Origin of the sequence: Paraburkholderia silvatlantica (assembly GCF_003096715.1) — a bacterium.
Taxonomy (GTDB): domain Bacteria; phylum Pseudomonadota; class Gammaproteobacteria; order Burkholderiales; family Burkholderiaceae; genus Paraburkholderia; species Paraburkholderia silvatlantica.
Genome location: NZ_QEOL01000032.1, coordinates 16,421 through 32,876, shown reverse-complemented (window position 1 = coordinate 32,876; position 16,456 = coordinate 16,421). Strand labels below are relative to the sequence as shown.

The 16,456-nt window shown below is 65.6% G+C and carries 12 protein-coding genes and 1 pseudogene; 7 read left to right on the top strand and 6 right to left on the bottom strand.

Annotation, left to right across the window (positions count from 1 at the left end; genetic code table 11):
- Positions 1–244: 244 nt before the first annotated feature.
- Complete coding sequence (gene hmgA / locus C7411_RS32170; protein WP_110388168.1) at positions 245–1,597, top strand: homogentisate 1,2-dioxygenase; 1,353 nt, start codon at positions 245–247, stop codon at positions 1,595–1,597.
- A complete protein-coding gene (gene fahA / locus C7411_RS32165) occupies positions 1,594–2,907 on the top strand; it encodes a fumarylacetoacetase (RefSeq protein ID WP_165822935.1) in 1,314 nt (437 codons plus the stop codon). The genes hmgA and fahA overlap by 4 nt, the downstream gene beginning before the upstream one ends.
- 84 nt (positions 2,908–2,991) lie before the next feature.
- On the opposite strand, the gene C7411_RS32160 is transcribed toward fahA, so the two are convergent.
- Together C7411_RS32160 and C7411_RS32155 are read right to left on the bottom strand one after the other, a co-directional pair.
- Entirely contained in the window at positions 2,992–4,149 is a 1,158-nt protein-coding gene (locus C7411_RS32160) for an MFS transporter (protein WP_110388166.1), read from the bottom strand.
- 127 nt (positions 4,150–4,276) lie between these two features.
- Positions 4,277–5,461 carry an MFS transporter gene (locus tag C7411_RS32155; protein WP_110388165.1) on the bottom strand — a complete coding sequence of 395 codons (1,185 nt, stop codon included), beginning with the start codon at positions 5,459–5,461 and terminating at the stop codon, positions 4,277–4,279.
- A gap of 339 nt (positions 5,462–5,800) precedes the next feature.
- On the opposite strand from C7411_RS32155, the gene C7411_RS32150 reads away from it, so the two are divergent.
- Positions 5,801–6,070 (top strand): hypothetical protein, encoded by a 270-nt coding sequence (locus C7411_RS32150; RefSeq protein ID WP_110388164.1) that lies wholly within the window; start codon positions 5,801–5,803, stop codon positions 6,068–6,070.
- A 65-nt stretch (positions 6,071–6,135) separates the two neighbouring features.
- Here C7411_RS32150 and C7411_RS32145 read toward each other — a convergent pair whose 3' ends face one another.
- On the bottom strand, positions 6,136–7,953 hold the full coding sequence (locus tag C7411_RS32145; protein WP_243413419.1) for a winged helix-turn-helix domain-containing protein: 1,818 nt from the start codon (positions 7,951–7,953) through the stop codon (positions 6,136–6,138).
- Between the two features lie 251 nt (positions 7,954–8,204).
- The gene (locus tag C7411_RS32140) at positions 8,205–9,020 is read right to left on the bottom strand and encodes a crotonase/enoyl-CoA hydratase family protein (protein ID WP_110388203.1); all 816 of its coding nucleotides are present in this window, start codon (positions 9,018–9,020) and stop codon (positions 8,205–8,207) included.
- A gap of 118 nt (positions 9,021–9,138) precedes the next feature.
- Here C7411_RS32140 and C7411_RS32135 point away from each other — a divergent pair, with 118 nt between their 5' ends.
- On the top strand, positions 9,139–9,669 hold the full coding sequence (locus C7411_RS32135) for a plasmid fertility inhibition factor family protein (RefSeq protein ID WP_110388162.1): 531 nt from the start codon (positions 9,139–9,141) through the stop codon (positions 9,667–9,669).
- Positions 9,670–9,751: 82 nt separating this feature from the next.
- Here C7411_RS32135 and C7411_RS32130 read toward each other — a convergent pair whose 3' ends face one another.
- Positions 9,752–10,714, bottom strand: a complete 963-nt coding sequence (locus C7411_RS32130) for a LysR family transcriptional regulator (protein ID WP_110388161.1) — start codon at positions 10,712–10,714, stop codon at positions 9,752–9,754.
- A 608-nt stretch (positions 10,715–11,322) separates the two neighbouring features.
- Between C7411_RS32130 and C7411_RS32125 the strand changes: the two are divergent.
- The 3 genes and pseudogenes from C7411_RS32125 to C7411_RS32115 all read left to right on the top strand — a co-directional run.
- Positions 11,323–11,738 (top strand): annotated as a pseudogene (locus C7411_RS32125) (aspartate-alanine antiporter); the annotation flags it as partial.
- Positions 11,739–11,943: 205 nt separating this feature from the next.
- Positions 11,944–13,629, top strand: a complete 1,686-nt coding sequence (aspT, locus tag C7411_RS32120) for an aspartate-alanine antiporter (protein WP_110388160.1) — start codon at positions 11,944–11,946, stop codon at positions 13,627–13,629.
- A gap of 70 nt (positions 13,630–13,699) precedes the next feature.
- Complete coding sequence (locus tag C7411_RS32115; protein WP_110388159.1) at positions 13,700–15,361, top strand: bifunctional aspartate transaminase/aspartate 4-decarboxylase; 1,662 nt, start codon at positions 13,700–13,702, stop codon at positions 15,359–15,361.
- Positions 15,362–15,578: 217 nt separating this feature from the next.
- Here the strand turns inward: C7411_RS32115 and C7411_RS32110 are convergent, their stop codons facing one another.
- Positions 15,579–16,247: a YceI family protein gene (locus C7411_RS32110; protein ID WP_243413418.1), complete on the bottom strand. Its 669-nt coding sequence runs from the start codon at positions 16,245–16,247 to the stop codon at positions 15,579–15,581.
- Between the last annotated feature and the right edge of the window lie 209 nt (positions 16,248–16,456).

The following is a 16,456-nucleotide window of genomic DNA, read 5'->3' as shown; positions in this document are numbered from 1 at the left end:
GATGATCTGGCAGGAAGCGGGTCAAAAGCGCGAGCCCCGCACGGGGTCGCATGACCCGATGGTAGCAGCCCGCAGCCGCCGCGGATGGACTGTTTGGTCATAACGTTATCGACCGTTCGCCCCCGTTCTGGAGACTGCCAGCGATTCGTCAGGGTATACGCTTAATTTCACTAAACGTAATTCGTTTTACCATCCGTAAATCACATGGCGTCATGTCATGACCCGAGAACGTGGAGAGACAGCGATGAACGCACCCTTACGGCATCCAGCCGAAGTCCAGCACGGCTATATGAGCGGTTTCGCCAACGAATTCGCGACCGAGGCGCTGGCGGGCGCGCTGCCCGCAGGCCAGAACTCGCCGCAGCGCTGCGCCTATGGCCTGTACGCCGAGCAGCTCTCGGGCACCGCGTTCACCGCGCCGCGCTCGCACAACCGTCGCACATGGCTCTACCGGATCCGTCCGGGCGCCGTGCATCAGCCGTTTGCGCCGGTCACGTCGCGCCTCTCGGTGAACGGTGCGCCGCGCCTCGTCGCCGATTTCAACGAGGTGCCGCCCACGCCGCCCAACCAGCTGCGCTGGGACGCGCTACCCGTGCCCACGGCGCCCACCGATTTCATCGACGGCTGGGTGACGATGGCGGGCAACGGCTCGGCGGCCTCGATGAGCGGCTGCGCGATCCACCTGTACGCGGCAAACCGGCCGATGGTGGACCGCTTTTTCTACAACACCGACGGCGAACTGCTGATCGTCCCGCAGCAAGGGCGTCTTGCCATTCGCACGGAGATGGGCCGGCTCGACGTCGAGCCCTTCGAGATCGTTGTGATTCCGCGCGGCGTGCGCTTTACGGTGGATTTGCCCGATGGCGAAGCACGCGGCTATATCTGCGAGAACTTCGGCGCGCTCCTGCGTCTGCCGGATCTCGGCGTAATCGGCTCGAATGGACTCGCGAATCCGCGCGACTTCCTCACGCCGGTCGCCGCATATGAGGACCGCGAAGGCGAGTTCGAACTCGTCACGAAACTGGGCGGCCAGCTCTGGCGCGCCGACATCGGCCACTCGCCGCTCGACGTGGTGGCGTGGCACGGCAACTATGCACCCTGCAAGTACGATCTGCGCCGCTTCAATACCATCGGCTCGATCAGCTACGACCATCCCGACCCTTCGATCTTCCTCGTGCTGCACGCGCCCACGGACACGCCGGGCGTCGACTCGATCGACTTCGTGATCTTCCCGCCGCGCTGGCTCGCGGCCGAGAACACGTTCCGTCCGCCCTGGTATCACCGCAACGTGGCGAGCGAGTTCATGGGCCTCGTGCACGGCGTGTACGACGCCAAGGCCGAAGGCTTCGTGCCGGGCGGCGCGAGCCTGCACAACTGCATGTCGGGCCACGGCCCGGATGCCGAGACCTTCGAAAAAGCCTCGAATGCCGACACGACCCGACCGCACAAGGTCGGCGACACGATGGCCTTCATGTTCGAGACCCGCACGCTGATCCGCCCGACGCGCTACGCGCTCGAGGCGAGCCAGCTGCAGGCGCACTACTACGAGTGCTGGCAAGGCCTCAAGAAACACTTCAATCCGGAGCAGCAGTCATGAACAGCACCATGACGGACGAACTCAAGGCGACGCTCGACGCGAGCCGCAAGAGCTGGGTCGAGCGCGCGAACGACGCGCAGTGCGATTTCCCGATCCAGAACCTGCCGTTCGGCGTGTTCAGCGATACCCATAACGCAACGGCGCGCGTGGGCGTGGCGATCGGCGACCTCGTGGCCGACCTTGCGGTGCTGCACGAAGCGGGCCTGCTGCGTCTGCCCGCGAATGCGCAGCAGGACGTCTTTGCGCGTGCCGCGCTGAACGACTTCATCGCGCTTGGCCGCGAGACGTGGCGCAGCGTGCGCGTGCAGCTTGCGTCGCTGCTTGCGCGCGAAACGGCCACGCTGCGCGACGACGCGGCGTTGCGCCGGCGCGCCTTCGTGAAGCTCGCCGACGCGAAGCTGCATCTGCCCGTGCAGATTCCGGGCTACACCGACTTCTACTCGTCGAAGGAACACGCGACGAACGTCGGCTCGATGTTTCGCGATCCGAAGAATGCGCTTCTGCCGAACTGGTCCGAGATGCCGATCGGCTATAACGGCCGCGCGTCGTCGGTGGTGGTGAGCGGCACGCCGGTGCGCCGCCCGAGGGGCCAGCTGAAGCTGCCCGATCAGGAGCGTCCGGTGTTCGGGGCGTGCCGCAAGCTCGATATCGAGCTGGAAACGGGCTTCATCGTCGGGCGCGGCAATGCGCTCGGCGAACCGATCGCGTGCGAGGACGCCGAGGACCACATCTTCGGCATGGTGCTGCTCAACGACTGGAGCGCGCGAGACATCCAGCAATGGGAGTACGTGCCGCTCGGGCCGTTCAATTCCAAAGGATTCGCCACGACGATCTCGCCGTGGGTCGTCACGCTCGACGCGCTGGAGCCGTTCCGTGTCGCGCAGCCGGCGCAGGAGCCGCAGCCGCTCGAATACCTGCGTCACGAAGGCAACCATGCGTTCGATATTTCGCTCGAAGTGCGGATGCGTCCCGAGGGCGCTCAAGAGGCGACGACCATTGCGCGCACGAATTTCCGCCACATGTACTGGTCGATGGCGCAGCAGCTCGCGCATCACACCGTGGCAGGGTGCAACACGCGCGTGGGCGACCTGATGGGTTCGGGCACGATCTCGGGCCCGAAGCCGGACTCGTTCGGCAGCCTGCTCGAACTGACATGGAACGCAAAGCATCCGCTCGAACTGAAGAGCGGCGGCACGCGCGGCTTTATCGAAGACGGCGACGAACTCACGCTCGCGGGCTGGTGCCAGGGCGACGGCTATCGCGTGGGCTTCGGCGCCTGCGCCGGCAAGATCCTGCCGGCGCTGAAGTAACGGCGCATGAGTCTCAAAGCCTGAAAAGCACAACGGCCGATGCGCTTTGAAGGCGCATCGGCCGTTATTTCGTTCGTGCTCGCGTTATGCGCGCGCGTGCGCCAAACCTCGCGAGCGCTCCCAGCGCAGCGCGCCGAGAAACACCAGTGCGCCCGCGAACAACACCCACAGCATGGCGTCGCGGCCCGCGTGCTCCATCAGCGCGCCCGTGACGATCGGGCCGCCGAAGCTCGCCGCGCTCCACGCCGCGCTCACGAGCGCGCTCGCGGAAACGAGCGCGACGCCTTCGAAACGCTCGCCGCACGCCACGATGGCGAGCGTATAAATGGAGCCCGCCGCCGCGCCCAACACGAAGAGGAGCGGCCAGCGCAGCCAGGGCGTCTCGACGACGAAGGGCAACAGCGGCAGCAGCACCGCGACGATCACGCCCATGAGCGCATGCACGCGCTCGCGGCCGAGCCGGTCGGCGAGCCAGCCGATGGGGAATTGCATGGTTGTGTCGCCGAGCAGCACGACCGAGGCGAACAGCACGGCCACCTCGGCGTCGATGCCGTGACCCATCGCGAAGAGCGGCAACAGCGAGAGCGCGAGCGTATCGAACAGCGCGAAAAAGCCGGTGGCGACGATGAGCGCGGGCATTTTCGGCATCACGTGGCGCCAGCTTCCGTGCGGCTCGTGCATGTCGGTTTGCTGCGGATTCGAGCGGATCGCCGCGAGCATCGGCAGCGCGATGAGAAAGAGTGCGCCGCAGATCGCGAAGCGCCACGCCGTATAGCCCGCGATCTGGCTCACGAGCACCGGGCCCGACATCTGGAACAGCGTGAACGTGGTCGCATAGATGCCCACCACGCGGCCGCGGTTCGAGTCGTCGGCGAGTTCGTTGACCCAGGCCTCGCCGAGCGTGAAGAGCAGCATGAGCGCCGCGCCGCAGAGCATGCGCAGGAGCGCCCAGAGCCAAAGATTGCCGCTGGCCTGCATCAGCGCGGTCGCGACAGCGACGCTCAGCACCGAGCCGACGATCACCTGGCGCGAGCCGAAGCGTGTAGAGATCCATGCCGTGAACGGCACGACGGCGAGACCCCCCAGCGCCTGGGCGGCCGTGAGCAGGCCGACGATGGCGGTGCCGTAACCGGCGTCGGTGAGGGCGAGGGCGGTGAGCGGAAGCGTCGCGCCGGAGCCGAGGCCAACCACGGCCACACTGAGGATCAGCGCGAGAAAGTCGCGGGTGAGGACGGTTTTCATCGGGCGTGATGCTACTACGTGCGCACGAAAATCGCGGCGCAGGCGCGCGTCAGGTCGGGCACGCACGCCTCAACGCGATGCAACGCAACGCACGATGCGGCTGTCCATGCCCGCATCGAGAAAAACATCACGCGCAGGAAGTCGGCCCGGAAACCGCCACGCGGCGGCGCGCGCGCCGATCGATGTGCGCCGAAACCAGCGTGAGCGCGAGCGCAGCGAAAGCGGTGGCCACGCCCACCCACGGTAGCGCCGTGAGCGGAGCGCCCGCGCTGATCGCCACGCCCCCGATCCACGCACCGCCCGCATTGCCGAGATTGAACGCGCCCTGGTTGAGCGTGGAGGCGAGGTTGGGCGCATCGCTCGCGCGGTCGACGATCAGGATCTGCAACGGTGGCACGATCGCGAACGCGAGAATGCCCCACACGAAGATCGTCGCCATGGCGGCGATCTGGTTGTGCATGGTCAGCGAGAACGCGGCGAGCACCACGGCGATCATGGCGAGGAACGTGAGCAGCGAGCGCATGAGCTTCCAGTCGGCGAGCTTGCCGCCGAGCGTGCTGCCGACCGTGAGCCCGAGGCCGAACAGCAGCAGCACGAAGGTGACCTCATGCGGCGAGAAACCGGTCACGTCTTCGAGAATCGGCGTGATGTAGGTGAACACCGCGAAGAGGCTGGCCGAGGCCAGCACGCTCATGCCGAGCACCATGAGCACCTGCGGGTTCTTCAGCACACCGAACTCATGCACGAGGCTCGCCTTCTGCATGTCGATCTTCGCGGGCAGGCACACCTGCAGTGCCGCTGCCGCGAGAATGCCGATGGCCGTCACGGCCCAGAACGTCGTGCGCCAGCCGGCGATCTGGCCAAGCGCCGTGCCGAGCGGCACGCCCAGCACGTTGGCGAGCGTCAGGCCCGTGAACATCAGCGCGATGGCCTGGGCACGACGGTTCGGCGCGACGAGGCCGGCCGCGACCACCGAGCCGATGCCGAAGAACGCGCCGTGGCAGAACGCGGTGACGATGCGCGCGGCCATCAGGATCGAGTAGTTCGGGGCGAGCGCACACAACAGGTTGCCGACGATGAAGATGCCGATCAGGCGCATGAGGGCCTGCTTGCGCGGCACATTGGCAATGGCGATGGCGACGATGGGCGCGCCGATCGTCACGCCGAGCGCATAGGCGGACACGAGCATGCCCGCCGCCGGGATCGAGACCGAGAGGTCGCGCGCGACGTCGGGCAGCAGGCCCATGATGACGAATTCGGTGGTACCGATACCAAAAGCGGCAACGGCAAGGGCGAGAAGAGGCAAGGGCATGGCGTGGGGTCGGCGCAGGACGGCGGCGCGCGTTTAGCGCGAAGCCGCGTTATTTAAGTCAACGCGGAATTGTACTGAAAGCCGGCACAACGCATACGGCACGCATTTTCAATGCTGTTGGGAAAACAACAGCTTTTCCCGCCGCACGCCGTTCACCGTTCCTTCCTATTTCTTGACGATTTCTACAGGTTGCGTGCATGGCGCAACGCGCCCGCGGGCAGCACGATACCCACACGATCCAACGAGCGAAACACCCCGCCCGCCGGCAGGCGCCGCCCTCGCGTCGTCCGTCCCGCGCATGACGGAACCGAACATGCGCAACCCTCCTGGAGCGATGACATGAACACGATGACCACAGTACGCATCGCGGTGGCCGCAGCGGCCGCCTTATTCGCAGGCAGCGCGCTGGCGCAATCGCAGAGCGACGACCAGACACAACAGGCCAGCACGCCGCCGGCTGCGCAGGACGTGGGCGGCTCGCCGATGTCGACAAGCGCTTCGGGCGCGCCGATGGCGCTCACGCACGCTCAGGTCTATCAGGACCTGGTGCGCTCCGAGCAATCGGGCCAGCAGAAGGCGCTGAACCAGGGGCTCTATCACGGGAACTGAGTCGACACGCAGACCCGGGTATCGGGACGGCGACCCGACGCACTCTCACGATCTGCGCCAGGCGCTCAGCGTGTCGGGCCGCCGCCAATATGTTTTTCGATGAGCCGCATGCGCCCCGTCGGGCGCCAGGGCGCGAACCATGGATTCGTGCGCAACTCGCATAGCCGCGAACTGTGCTCGGCCAGCGCCGTTTCGAGCCAGCGGAACATGTCGTCGGGCTGCGCGAGACGCGCGTAGGCCTCGGCGATGAGCAGCGGCGAGGTATACCGGGCCCGCCGCCGCGCGAGCAGATCCTCCAGATACCAGCGCAGCACTGCGTCATAGCCGCCCGTTTCCCAGCGGGCGCGGATGATCGCCGCGCGCGCTTGCTGGTTGCAGCGTTCGAGCGCCTCCACGGTGGCGTCCACGGCCTGCGCGTACAGTTTTTTCACTTCGAACGCGGTAGCGAGCAACTGATAGACGAGCGGCGGATGGTCCATGTGCCCCGGCGCGAGATATTCGCTCACGACTTCCGCATGCCTGCCCGACATCACCATGCCGAACGCGCGCGAGCCCTGGAACGCCAGCGGATCGATGCGCTCGGCGCGCTCCATCGCGGCGTCGCCTTCCGCGCGGCGCCCCGCCGCCACGAGCATGCGCGCATAGAGCCGATGCGCCTCCGGGTAACCCGGATTGCGCCGCAGCGCATCCTTGAAGCCAGCTTCGGCGCGGTCCCAGTCCCAGTCGTAGAAGTAGTGCACGGCCGCGAGCGCGTGATGTGCCTCGGGCAGGTCCGGGTCGAGTTCGAGCGCGCTTTCGGCAAGCGAGCGCGCGACTGGCCAGCCATCGTCCGGCGCGACGAAGCCGTGCACGACCGTCGATCCGTAGTAGTTCGAAAGGCCCGTATAACCGAGCGCATAGCTCGGGTCGTGCTCGAGCGCGGCCTCGAAATAGGTCCGGCTGCGCACGAAGTCTTCGCCGTCGACGCCGTGATGCGCGCAAAAGCCCGCTTCGAAATGCACGCGGCGATACCAGAAGAAACGCCCGCGCACATACGCGTCGTGCGCGGCGGGATCGACAGGCAGGCGCCGCTCGAGACGCGTGCGCTGCTGCCCGGAAAGCGTGGACGCCAGGTTCTCGGCGAGCGCCGCGACCGCTTCCTTGAGGATGTCGAGCGCACCTTGCGTGGTGCTTTCGTGCGCGCGGCTCCAGATCTGCGCTTCGTCGGCGCAGCGGATCAGACGCGCGAGGATGCGGGTTTGTTGCCCCGCGCGCGTGAGCGAGCCTTCCAGCACGTAGTCGAGCTTCAACTCGCGCGCGATCTCGCCGATGCTTTTTTGCGTCGTGCGGTATCGCGCTGCCGTGGTGCGCGCGATCGTGAGCAGACGCTCCGGGTTGAGCGCGCCGAGCGTGACCGAGATCTCGTCGGCGAGCGCGCTGCACAGGCTGTCCTGGCTCGCGTCGTCCGTGTGGTTGGTGAACGGCAGCACCAGCATGCGTACGGCGGGCGGCGCGCACTCGCTCTCGCGCGGCGCATGCGCATCGCGCGTTGCGCCCGGCGCACCATCGAGCCCGGACGACTCGGGCAGGATGCCGTCGAACCGGTAGCCCTTGCCCTTCACCGTGATGAGGTGACGCGGATTGGCGGGGTCGTCGGCGAGCGCGATGCGGATCTTGCGGATCGCGGTGTTCAGGCCGTTGTCCGTGTCGCGAAAGGGGCTGCCGGCCCACAGCCGGTCGACGATGTCCGCGCGCGAGATCAGCTCGCCGCGGCGCGAGGCAAGCAGGATCAGGAGATCCATGGGCAACCGCTCCAGCTTGACCTCCGTACCTCCACGGCGCAACTGGTACCGCTCGACGTCGAGTTCGAAGTCCGCGAAGCGGATGATCCGATCCGTCGGCATGAGATCTCTCCCGTGATGCGGCATCAGGGAAGGGGGCGCCGGGGCGGTTCGTCTGAAGATTGCCGTTAGACGCAGGCGTACGCAGCGTCATGACACATGGCGGCGGCGGGGGGCAGCGGCGCGGATCAGTTTCAATGTAGCGGGTCGCGCGCGCGCCTTCAAGCGTCAAGCGCTGCACACGGCGGCCAGCGACACGCCAGGCGACTGTCGCGAGGTTCGGGAAATTCGCGAGGTTCGCGTGCGACGCCCGTTCAGCTCGACGGTTCGCGTGGATCGAGCGGTTCGCCATGACGGCCCGCGCCGGCCGCGAAGCGCGCCGCGAGCGCGAGCCCTTCGTCGAGCACCGCGCGGTAGCCGAGCGCGCCTTCGCGGCGCAACGCCTCGGCGGTGTCGGGCAGCATGCTGTGTTCGAGCGCCGAGCGGCGGTCCGCGAGCAACGCGGCCTGCGGTAGCGCCGCGAGTTGCGCCGCAAGCTGCCCGGCAGCCTCGCGCGCGCCGCCTTTCGCTACGACGCGATTGGCGAGGCCGAACGCGAGGGCTTCCTGCGCATCGACGGCGCGCCCCGTGAGGATCAGATCGAGCGCGCGCGACAGGCCGATCAGCCGCGGCAGGCGCACTGTGCCGCCGTCGATGAGCGGCACGCCCACGCGGCGGCAGAACACGCCGAGCACCGCGTCTTCTTCGACCACGCGCAGGTCGCACAGCAATGCGAGTTCGAGCCCGCCCGCAACGGCATAGCCCGAAATCGCTGCGATCACGGGCTTGCTGAGCGACATGCGCGTGGGGCCGAGGGGGCCTGGGCCGCTGCCGTCCGCGTGGATTTCATTGCGGCGTTCGGGGTCGGCGAGCGCGGTGAGGTCCGCACCTGCGCAGAACGTGCCGCCTGCGCCGTACAGCACGCCCGCGAGCCATGCGGGATTTGCTTCGAAGCGCGCAAAGGCGGCAGCGAGTGCATTCGCCACGGGCCTGTCGATGGCGTTGCGCTGCGCCGGGCGGTCGAGCACGAGAATTGCTACACGTGCCTGAGTTTCGATACGGACGTGCTCGCCGAAGGTTTCGATCGTCATCTGTGGCTCCTCGATGCACCCCGCATTCGTCATAAAAATTTCATGGTCCATCCGTAGCTTAGGCCGGTTTCATTTCCTGAACTGCGCTTTCCACACCGCACGCATGCAATCGACGTCCATGTCCAGCATCACTTCCGTTTCGGATTCCTCGCCGTATCCCGCTTGTGGACCGTTGTGGACCGTCCCGTTGCCCGACCACGATGCGTATGACCATGTGCGCTTCAAGCGCGTCTTCACGACCGACGGCACGCGCCACGTCGTCGTGATCGTCGATCTGCACGAGCTGCTGCTCTGCGCCAACCGCGACGACACCGACTACGTGCTCAAGCCCGTCGACGACTGGCATAGCGGCAAGATTCGCGGCATTCGCGAGTTTCTCGATCCGGACAACGAGCGCGTGCCGCAGATGCCCTACGTGACGATCAGCAAACGCCGCGTGCCGGGGTTGGCCGGATGGCTCGGACTCGCGCACGAGGGCGTGGTGGCGTTTCGCAATGGCCAGCATCGCGCGCGCTACCTCGCATGGGCGGGGGCATTGTGGTTACCCGTGGAAGTGCACGAGCGCGAAGCGGGATTGCTGCGTGAGATGTGCGGCGCGGGCGAGGGAGGCCTGCTGGTTCCGCTCGACGGCAGCTCGCCGCGGCTCTGACGCGAGGCCGCACGCGAGCGGCATGTTCGCTAACCGCATGTTCGCAAGCGGCATGGTCTCACTGCGCACGCCCGATGTGGTCTCACGCCACGCTTAGCGGCCGGCTGGGTGCGCCAGTCGAACTCGCCAGCATTGGCGCTGCATGACGCGCAAGCTCGAAATGCTCGACCGTGTAGTCGACGAAGCGGCGCGTCTTCGCGGGCAGATACTGGCGGCTCGGATAGACGATCGACATGCGCGCGTCGGGATCGTCGATGTCGTAGTCGGGCAGGAGCCGGCGCAAGGTGCCCGCGGTGAAGTCGTCGGCCACGAGCGGCGCGGGCACGATCGCCACGCCCATGCCGGCCAGCGCGGCGAGCCGCACCATCAGCATGTTGTTCACGGCGTAGCCGGGCTGCAGCGTGACCTGCTGCGCGCGCTCGCCGGGCTTCGCGAACTGCCACGTCGCGCTGCGCTCCTCGGGAGGCAGCGCGACCGCCGCGCACTGCGCGAGCTGCGCAGGCGTATGCGGCTCGCCGTGCTCCGCGAGCCAGGCGGGAGCCGCGCAGGGGACGAACGTCGTGGTGCCGAGCGCGCGCTCCACACACTCGCCGTTGCGTGCGGGCGTGGCGCCGACGATGCCCACGTCGAAGCCGTCTTCCACGAGATCCACGGGCCGCTCGGCGAGCGTGAGGCGCACGTTCACGCGCGGATACCGGCGCCGGTATCCGTCGATGAGCGGCGTAAGCGCAGCAAGCGAGAGCGCGCCCGCGGCCACCACGCGCAGCGTGCCGCTCGGCTCGCTTTCGGTTTGCGCCAGCGAGCGCTCCAGATGGTCGAGCTCCTCCAGCACGCAACGACAGCCTTCGAGGTAGCGCTGCCCTGCCTCGGTAAGCGCGAGATTGCGCGTGGTGCGATTGATGAGGCGTGTATTCAGGTGCGCCTCGAGCATCGCGACGGAGCGCGTGACGAGCGCGTTGGAGACGTCGAGCTGCTGCGCGGCGCGACGAAAGCTCCCGGTTTCCGCAACCCCGACGAAGACGCGCATGGCGTGTATCTGGTTCATGTGTAGCCTCGTATGCTCGATGCATGGACCGTTTGAGGGAGACTGCAACTGCTGGCGAAGTTGAGAAACGAAACGGCGTGCCGCGTTGTTATGGTTAATGCGCCTCGAATGGATGGCTGCAATGAACGACTGCAATGAACGACTGCGGGAATCTGACAAAATAATATTGACAGTCGGTGAAAATTACAATATCTATCTCAACGCGCTGCAGTATTTCCAGCCTGTAAAAGATTCAATACGCAATCGGCATCTATCGAGCGGGGAATGCATTGTGCGTTTTTGTCACTGGCTAATCTTTGTGCATTGCGGATAACCTGCTTGCGGGTCTCGCGCAAGCTGCGGGTTCCCTGTCGCGTCGGTCGTTATAATGTCTGATTCATGTCTGATTCACCTTTGCCTGCAGTGAACTGTGTGGCGTTACGGTCTGTGAATTCGCGGTAATTCACAAGCCGGTAATTGACGCGAATTGACTTTTCTGCTGCGCGAAAGAATCGGCGCGCATGTGGGGGATAACCCTCTGCATTCGCTTTGCATGTTATTTAATGTCTGTTCAGTCTCATTTTGAGCATGTTTTCGGGCTAACTAAAACGTAAATCGGCACACCAGACATGATCGTCGAATTGCTGAAGTCGCAACCCGGGATTGCCCTGATCGTGAGCCTCGCGCTCGTGCTCGGGCAAACCGGCGCGCGCATCTCGCCGGACCCCAAGAACATTGCTTTCGCATTCTTCATCTTCGCGCTCGCCTTCACGGGCGGTCCGCAGTTTTTTGCGAACGTCGGGCGCGGCTGGCGCTGCGGACTACTCTCGATCGTCGAGATCGTCTCGGTCATGGCGCTCGTCATGATCGCGGCCGTCGTGATGAAGCTCGATGCGGGCACCGCGGCGGTGAGCGATCTCTTTGGCCTCATCACCATCGTGCTCTTCGCGAGCTAGATTGCCCCGCCGATCCAGCGCGCGAATCTGCGCGAAGAGCCGCGCGCCTGTATCGCGAGCTCGGCTGCGACGGCGCGCTCGACGAAGGGCACTCCACTTCCGTGATCGGCTACACGATCGCCTACGCGCTGTCGAACATCCTCCTGCCACTCATGGGCTCCGTGGTAGTGGGGCCCGCAGCGAAGTTTGGCTGACGAATTCTGGCCGGTGTTTTCGGCTCGATCTGACCGGCCGGCGTTCGATTGCCGGTCATCCCCAGCAGCAACGGGGGCTTCTTTCCAAAGCGAGGGTACGATGCAATGGTTGCATGACATCTTTCACAAATCACCGGAAATCGCGTTATTTCTCTCTCTGGCCGTTGGCTACTGGATCGGCCAGATCAACTTCGGCAAGTTCCAGCTAGGCGGCGTGGGCGGCTCGCTGCTCGCGGCCGTCGTCGTGAGCCAGGTGGGCGTGACCGTCGACAACGGCGTGAAGGCGGTGATGTTCGCCGTCTTCATCTACGCCGTGGGCTACGACTCCGGTCCGGGCTTCTTCAACTCGCTCAACCGCAAGACGCTGCGCGAAATCGCCATGGCGGTGTTCATGGCGTTGGCGGGTCTCGCCACCGTGCTGGTTTGCGCGAAGCTCTTTCACCTCAACAAGGGCCTTGCCGCGGGTCTGGCGGCGGGCGGCATGACGCAGTCGGCCATCATCGGCACGGCTGGTGACGCGATTGCGCGCCTCGGTCTGCCGCCCGACCAGGTGAAGGCCATGCAGGCCGACGTCGCGATCGGCTATGCCGTCACGTACGTGTTCGGCTCGCTCGGCGCGATCATCGTTTGCGTGAACATCCTGCCGAAGTTCATGGGCCGCAGCCTCAAGGACGCCTCCGCGGACGCCGAGCGCGAGATGTCGGGCGGCAACGCCGCCGCGGGGCCGGGCCAGATCACGGCGCTGCCCGAGTTGTTCGGGCGCGTGTTCCGCGTCGGGAACGCCGCGGGCAAGACCGTCAAGCAGATCGAGCTGGCCGAGGGCGACTTCGTGGCGGTCGAGAAGATTCGCCGCGCCGGCAAGATGCTCGACGCCGCCCCCGACTTCGTGCTGAGCCGCGACGACGTCGTGCTGGTGGTGGGCCGCCGCGAGCAGATGGTCGAAGTGGGCGCGCTGATCGGGCCGGAAGTGCCGGACTCGGGCGGTATGAGCCTCGTGATGCAAACGCGCCAGCTCGTCTTCACGAAGAAGGGCATGAACCACACGACGATTGCCGAAGTGCGCAAGAACGTGGACCGCGATCTGCGTCATGGCGTGTACATCGAGAAGATCGAGCGTGTGGGCCAGCCCGTGCCGCTCCTGCCCGAAACGAAGCTCGAGCACGGCGACGTGGTGACGATCTACGGCACCGCGACGGATACGAAACGCGCCGTGCAGGCCGCCGGCTATGAACTCGCGTACAGCAACAAGACCGACTTCATCTACATGGGCGTGGGCCTCGTGCTCGGCTTGCTGGTGGGCCTGATCGTGGTGAACGTCGCCGGCATTCCGCTCACGCTCGGCTCCGGCGGCGGCTGCCTGCTCGCGGGTCTCGTGTTCGGATGGATGCGCGGCAAGCATCCCATGTACGGCGTGATGCCGCCTGCGGCGTCGCAACTGCTCAAGGACTTCGGTCTCGCTGCATTCGTCGCGGTGGTGGGGCTGAACTCGGGCCTGCAGGCCGTCGTGACGATCAAGCAGAGCGGCCTCACCATCTTCCTGCTCGGCGTCGTGGTGACGATCGTGCCGCTGATTCTCACGATGCTGTTTGGCCGCTACGTGCTCAGGTACAACAACGCCGCCATTCTGGCGGGCGCGCTGTCCGGCGCGCGCAGTGCGAACCCGGCTTTCGGCGGCGTTCTCGACAAGGCGGAAAGCGCGGTGCCCACTGTGCCGTTCGCCATTACCTACGCGATCGCGAACGTGTTGCTCACGCTGCTCGGGCCGCTCGTGGTCGGTCTTGCATGACATGCACCCAACGTGTGCTGCGCGAGGAAAAAAGCCCGCGGCATGCGCAACGTCTTCCAATGGAGAACACATGGCAACGAAATCGAAGGGCAACGGCGCGAAAGAAAAGTCAGGTCTCGAGGCATTGAGCCCGTTCGAACTGAAGGACGAACTCATCAAGGCGGCCGGCGGCGGCGCGAGCGCGCGCCCGGCCAATCTCGCGATGCTCAACGCGGGCCGCGGCAACCCCAACTTCCTCGCCACGATTCCGCGCCACGGCTTCTGGCAGCTCGGCCTCTTCGCCATGCGCGAGTCGGAGCGCTCGTTTGCCTACATGCCCGAGGGCGTGGGCGGCTTCCCGCAGCGCGACGGCATCGTCGAGCGCTTCGATCTCTTCGTGCGCGAGAACAAGGGGCAGCCCGGCATCAGGTTCCTCGCGGGCGCGGTGTCGTACGTGCGCGACCAGCTGGGACTTTCGGCGGGCGACTTCCTCTATGAGATGTGCGAAGGCATTCTCGCCTGCAACTACCCGGTGCCGGACCGCATGCTCAAGCTTTCGGAGATCATCGTCGGGCAGTACCTGCGCCGCGAGATGATCGGCAAGCATCCGTTCGTCGGCGAGTTCGACGTGTTCGCGGTGGAGGGCGGCACGGCGGCCATGACGTACATCTTCAACACGTTGCGCGAGAACTTCCTGATCAAGGCGGGCGACACCATCGCGCTCGGCATGCCGATCTTCACGCCGTACATCGAGATTCCGGAACTCAACGACTACCGGCTCAACGTGGTGCATCTGAACGCCACGGTGGAAAACAACTGGCAGTACTCGAAGAAGGAACTCGACAAGCTGCGCGACCCGAAGGTCAAGGCGTTCTTCCTCGTGAACCCGAGCAACCCGCCTTCAGTGAAGATCGACGACGCGAGCCTCGAATACGTCGCCGAGATCGTGAAGGAGCGTCCGGATCTCATCATCCTGACCGACGACGTGTACGGCACCTTCGCCGACAACTTCGTCTCGCTCTTCGCGCTCGCGCCGAAGAACACGATTCTCGTGTACTCATATTCGAAGTACTTCGGCGCGACGGGCTGGCGTCTGGGTGCAATCGCCACGCATCGCGACAACGTGCTCGACCGCGCGCTCGCGAAGCTGCCGAAGGACGAGAAGAAGGAACTGCACAAGCGCTACGAGTCGATCACCACCGAGCCGGACAAGCTCAAGTTCATCGACCGGCTGGTGGCCGACAGCCGCACTGTCGCGCTGAACCACACGGCCGGTCTTTCGACGCCGCAGCAGGTGCAGATGGTGCTGTTCTCGCTGTTCTCGCTCATGGATACGCCCGACGCGTACAAGAGCGCGCTCAAGCGTCTCATTCGCCACCGCAAGCGCGCGCTCTTCGAGGAAATGGGCGTGCCCTACGGCGAGGGCGATCCGAACCAGGTCGACTACTACACGATCCTCGACATGGAATACATGGGCGAGAAGCGCTTCGGGCGCGAGTTCGTCGACTGGCTGCTCAAGCAGGTCAAGCCCAACGAACTGCTGTTCCGCCTCGCGGAGGAAGCGCGCGTCGTGCTGCTGCCGGGCAAGGGCTTCGGCACGCCGCATCCGTCGGGCCGCGTGTCGCTCGCGAACCTCAACGAGTCGGACTATCGCAAGATCGGCCGCGCGGTGCGCAAGCTCACCGAGGAATATGTGCAGCGTTATAACGAGGCCACGGGCAAGAACCTCGATCCGGCTGCGGTGAACAAGTAAGCGCGGGCGGCGCGCAGCCGCCTCGAATCGCAATACGTTTGAAGTCCGGGCCGCATCCGGCGTGGTTTGCCGGGTGCGGTTTTTTTTATGATTCCTGGCAGACTCCGGGGCAGGTCCTTGTTCGACCGGTAAGCCACCTTCGGCTTGCTCGACAGCAGCCGCCCAATTTCCGGCAGACGATGCGCGTATGCCCGCGCGTGAGACGGCAAACGCCGATTCACGGATCGGCACGCAGCCTGACGAATTCGGCACGGATCCTCATGTGCACGTCGTCCCCGACAGCGGAGGACCATTTCGTCAGCCCGAACGCTGCCCGGCTGAAATGGCCGTCGGCGGTGAAGGCCAGCGTCTGCCGGGCGCCCGGCGGATCGTGCGGGTCTGTGTCGAAGGTGACATCGAGCGTGACGGGGCGTGTCGTCGTGCGGATCGTCAGATCGCCTGTCAAAAGGCCATTGAGCGGACCAAGCCGGACAAGGCGGGTGCTGACGAAGCGAATGGCCGGATAATGCGCCACGTCCAGCATGCCGCCGCCTTCGGCGATTCCGGCGACAAACGGCGCGTTCGCTTCGAGGCTCGCCGCGTCGATCGTTACCGTGACGCGGCCCGAAGCCAGGCCCTCGAGTCCATCGAGCTCGGCGCCTATACGGCTGAAGCGCATCGTGAGATTCGAGTGCCAGACGTTCGCGACGTCGAATGTCACACCCGAACGGGCGGGATCGAGTCGATATTGTGCCAGCGGTGCGGGCGTATCGACCGGATCGGCCGGATCGCCACTGGCCACGGCAGCTGCGCAGGCAGTGCAGGCAAACATCGCGATTGCGGCCGCGTGGGGTTTGAGACGAACCAAGGTCACGCCGCGCCGACGGATGGGGTTGCGATCCAGCACGCTTTTACCTCCACTTATCGGGATGTCCGCGAGACTCGCCGCAGACGTCGACAGCGATCCCGGACGCGTGACGTACTGAAGACACCGGGAAAACGTCCCGCATGCGCCCTTTATTCCGCTGCGCCTGAAAGCAGGATTCGCTCGGGCGATTTGGGCATTCGTGCCGGGCGACTCGAGCGCCTGTTGCCGTTTGCCCCAACGGGATTTGA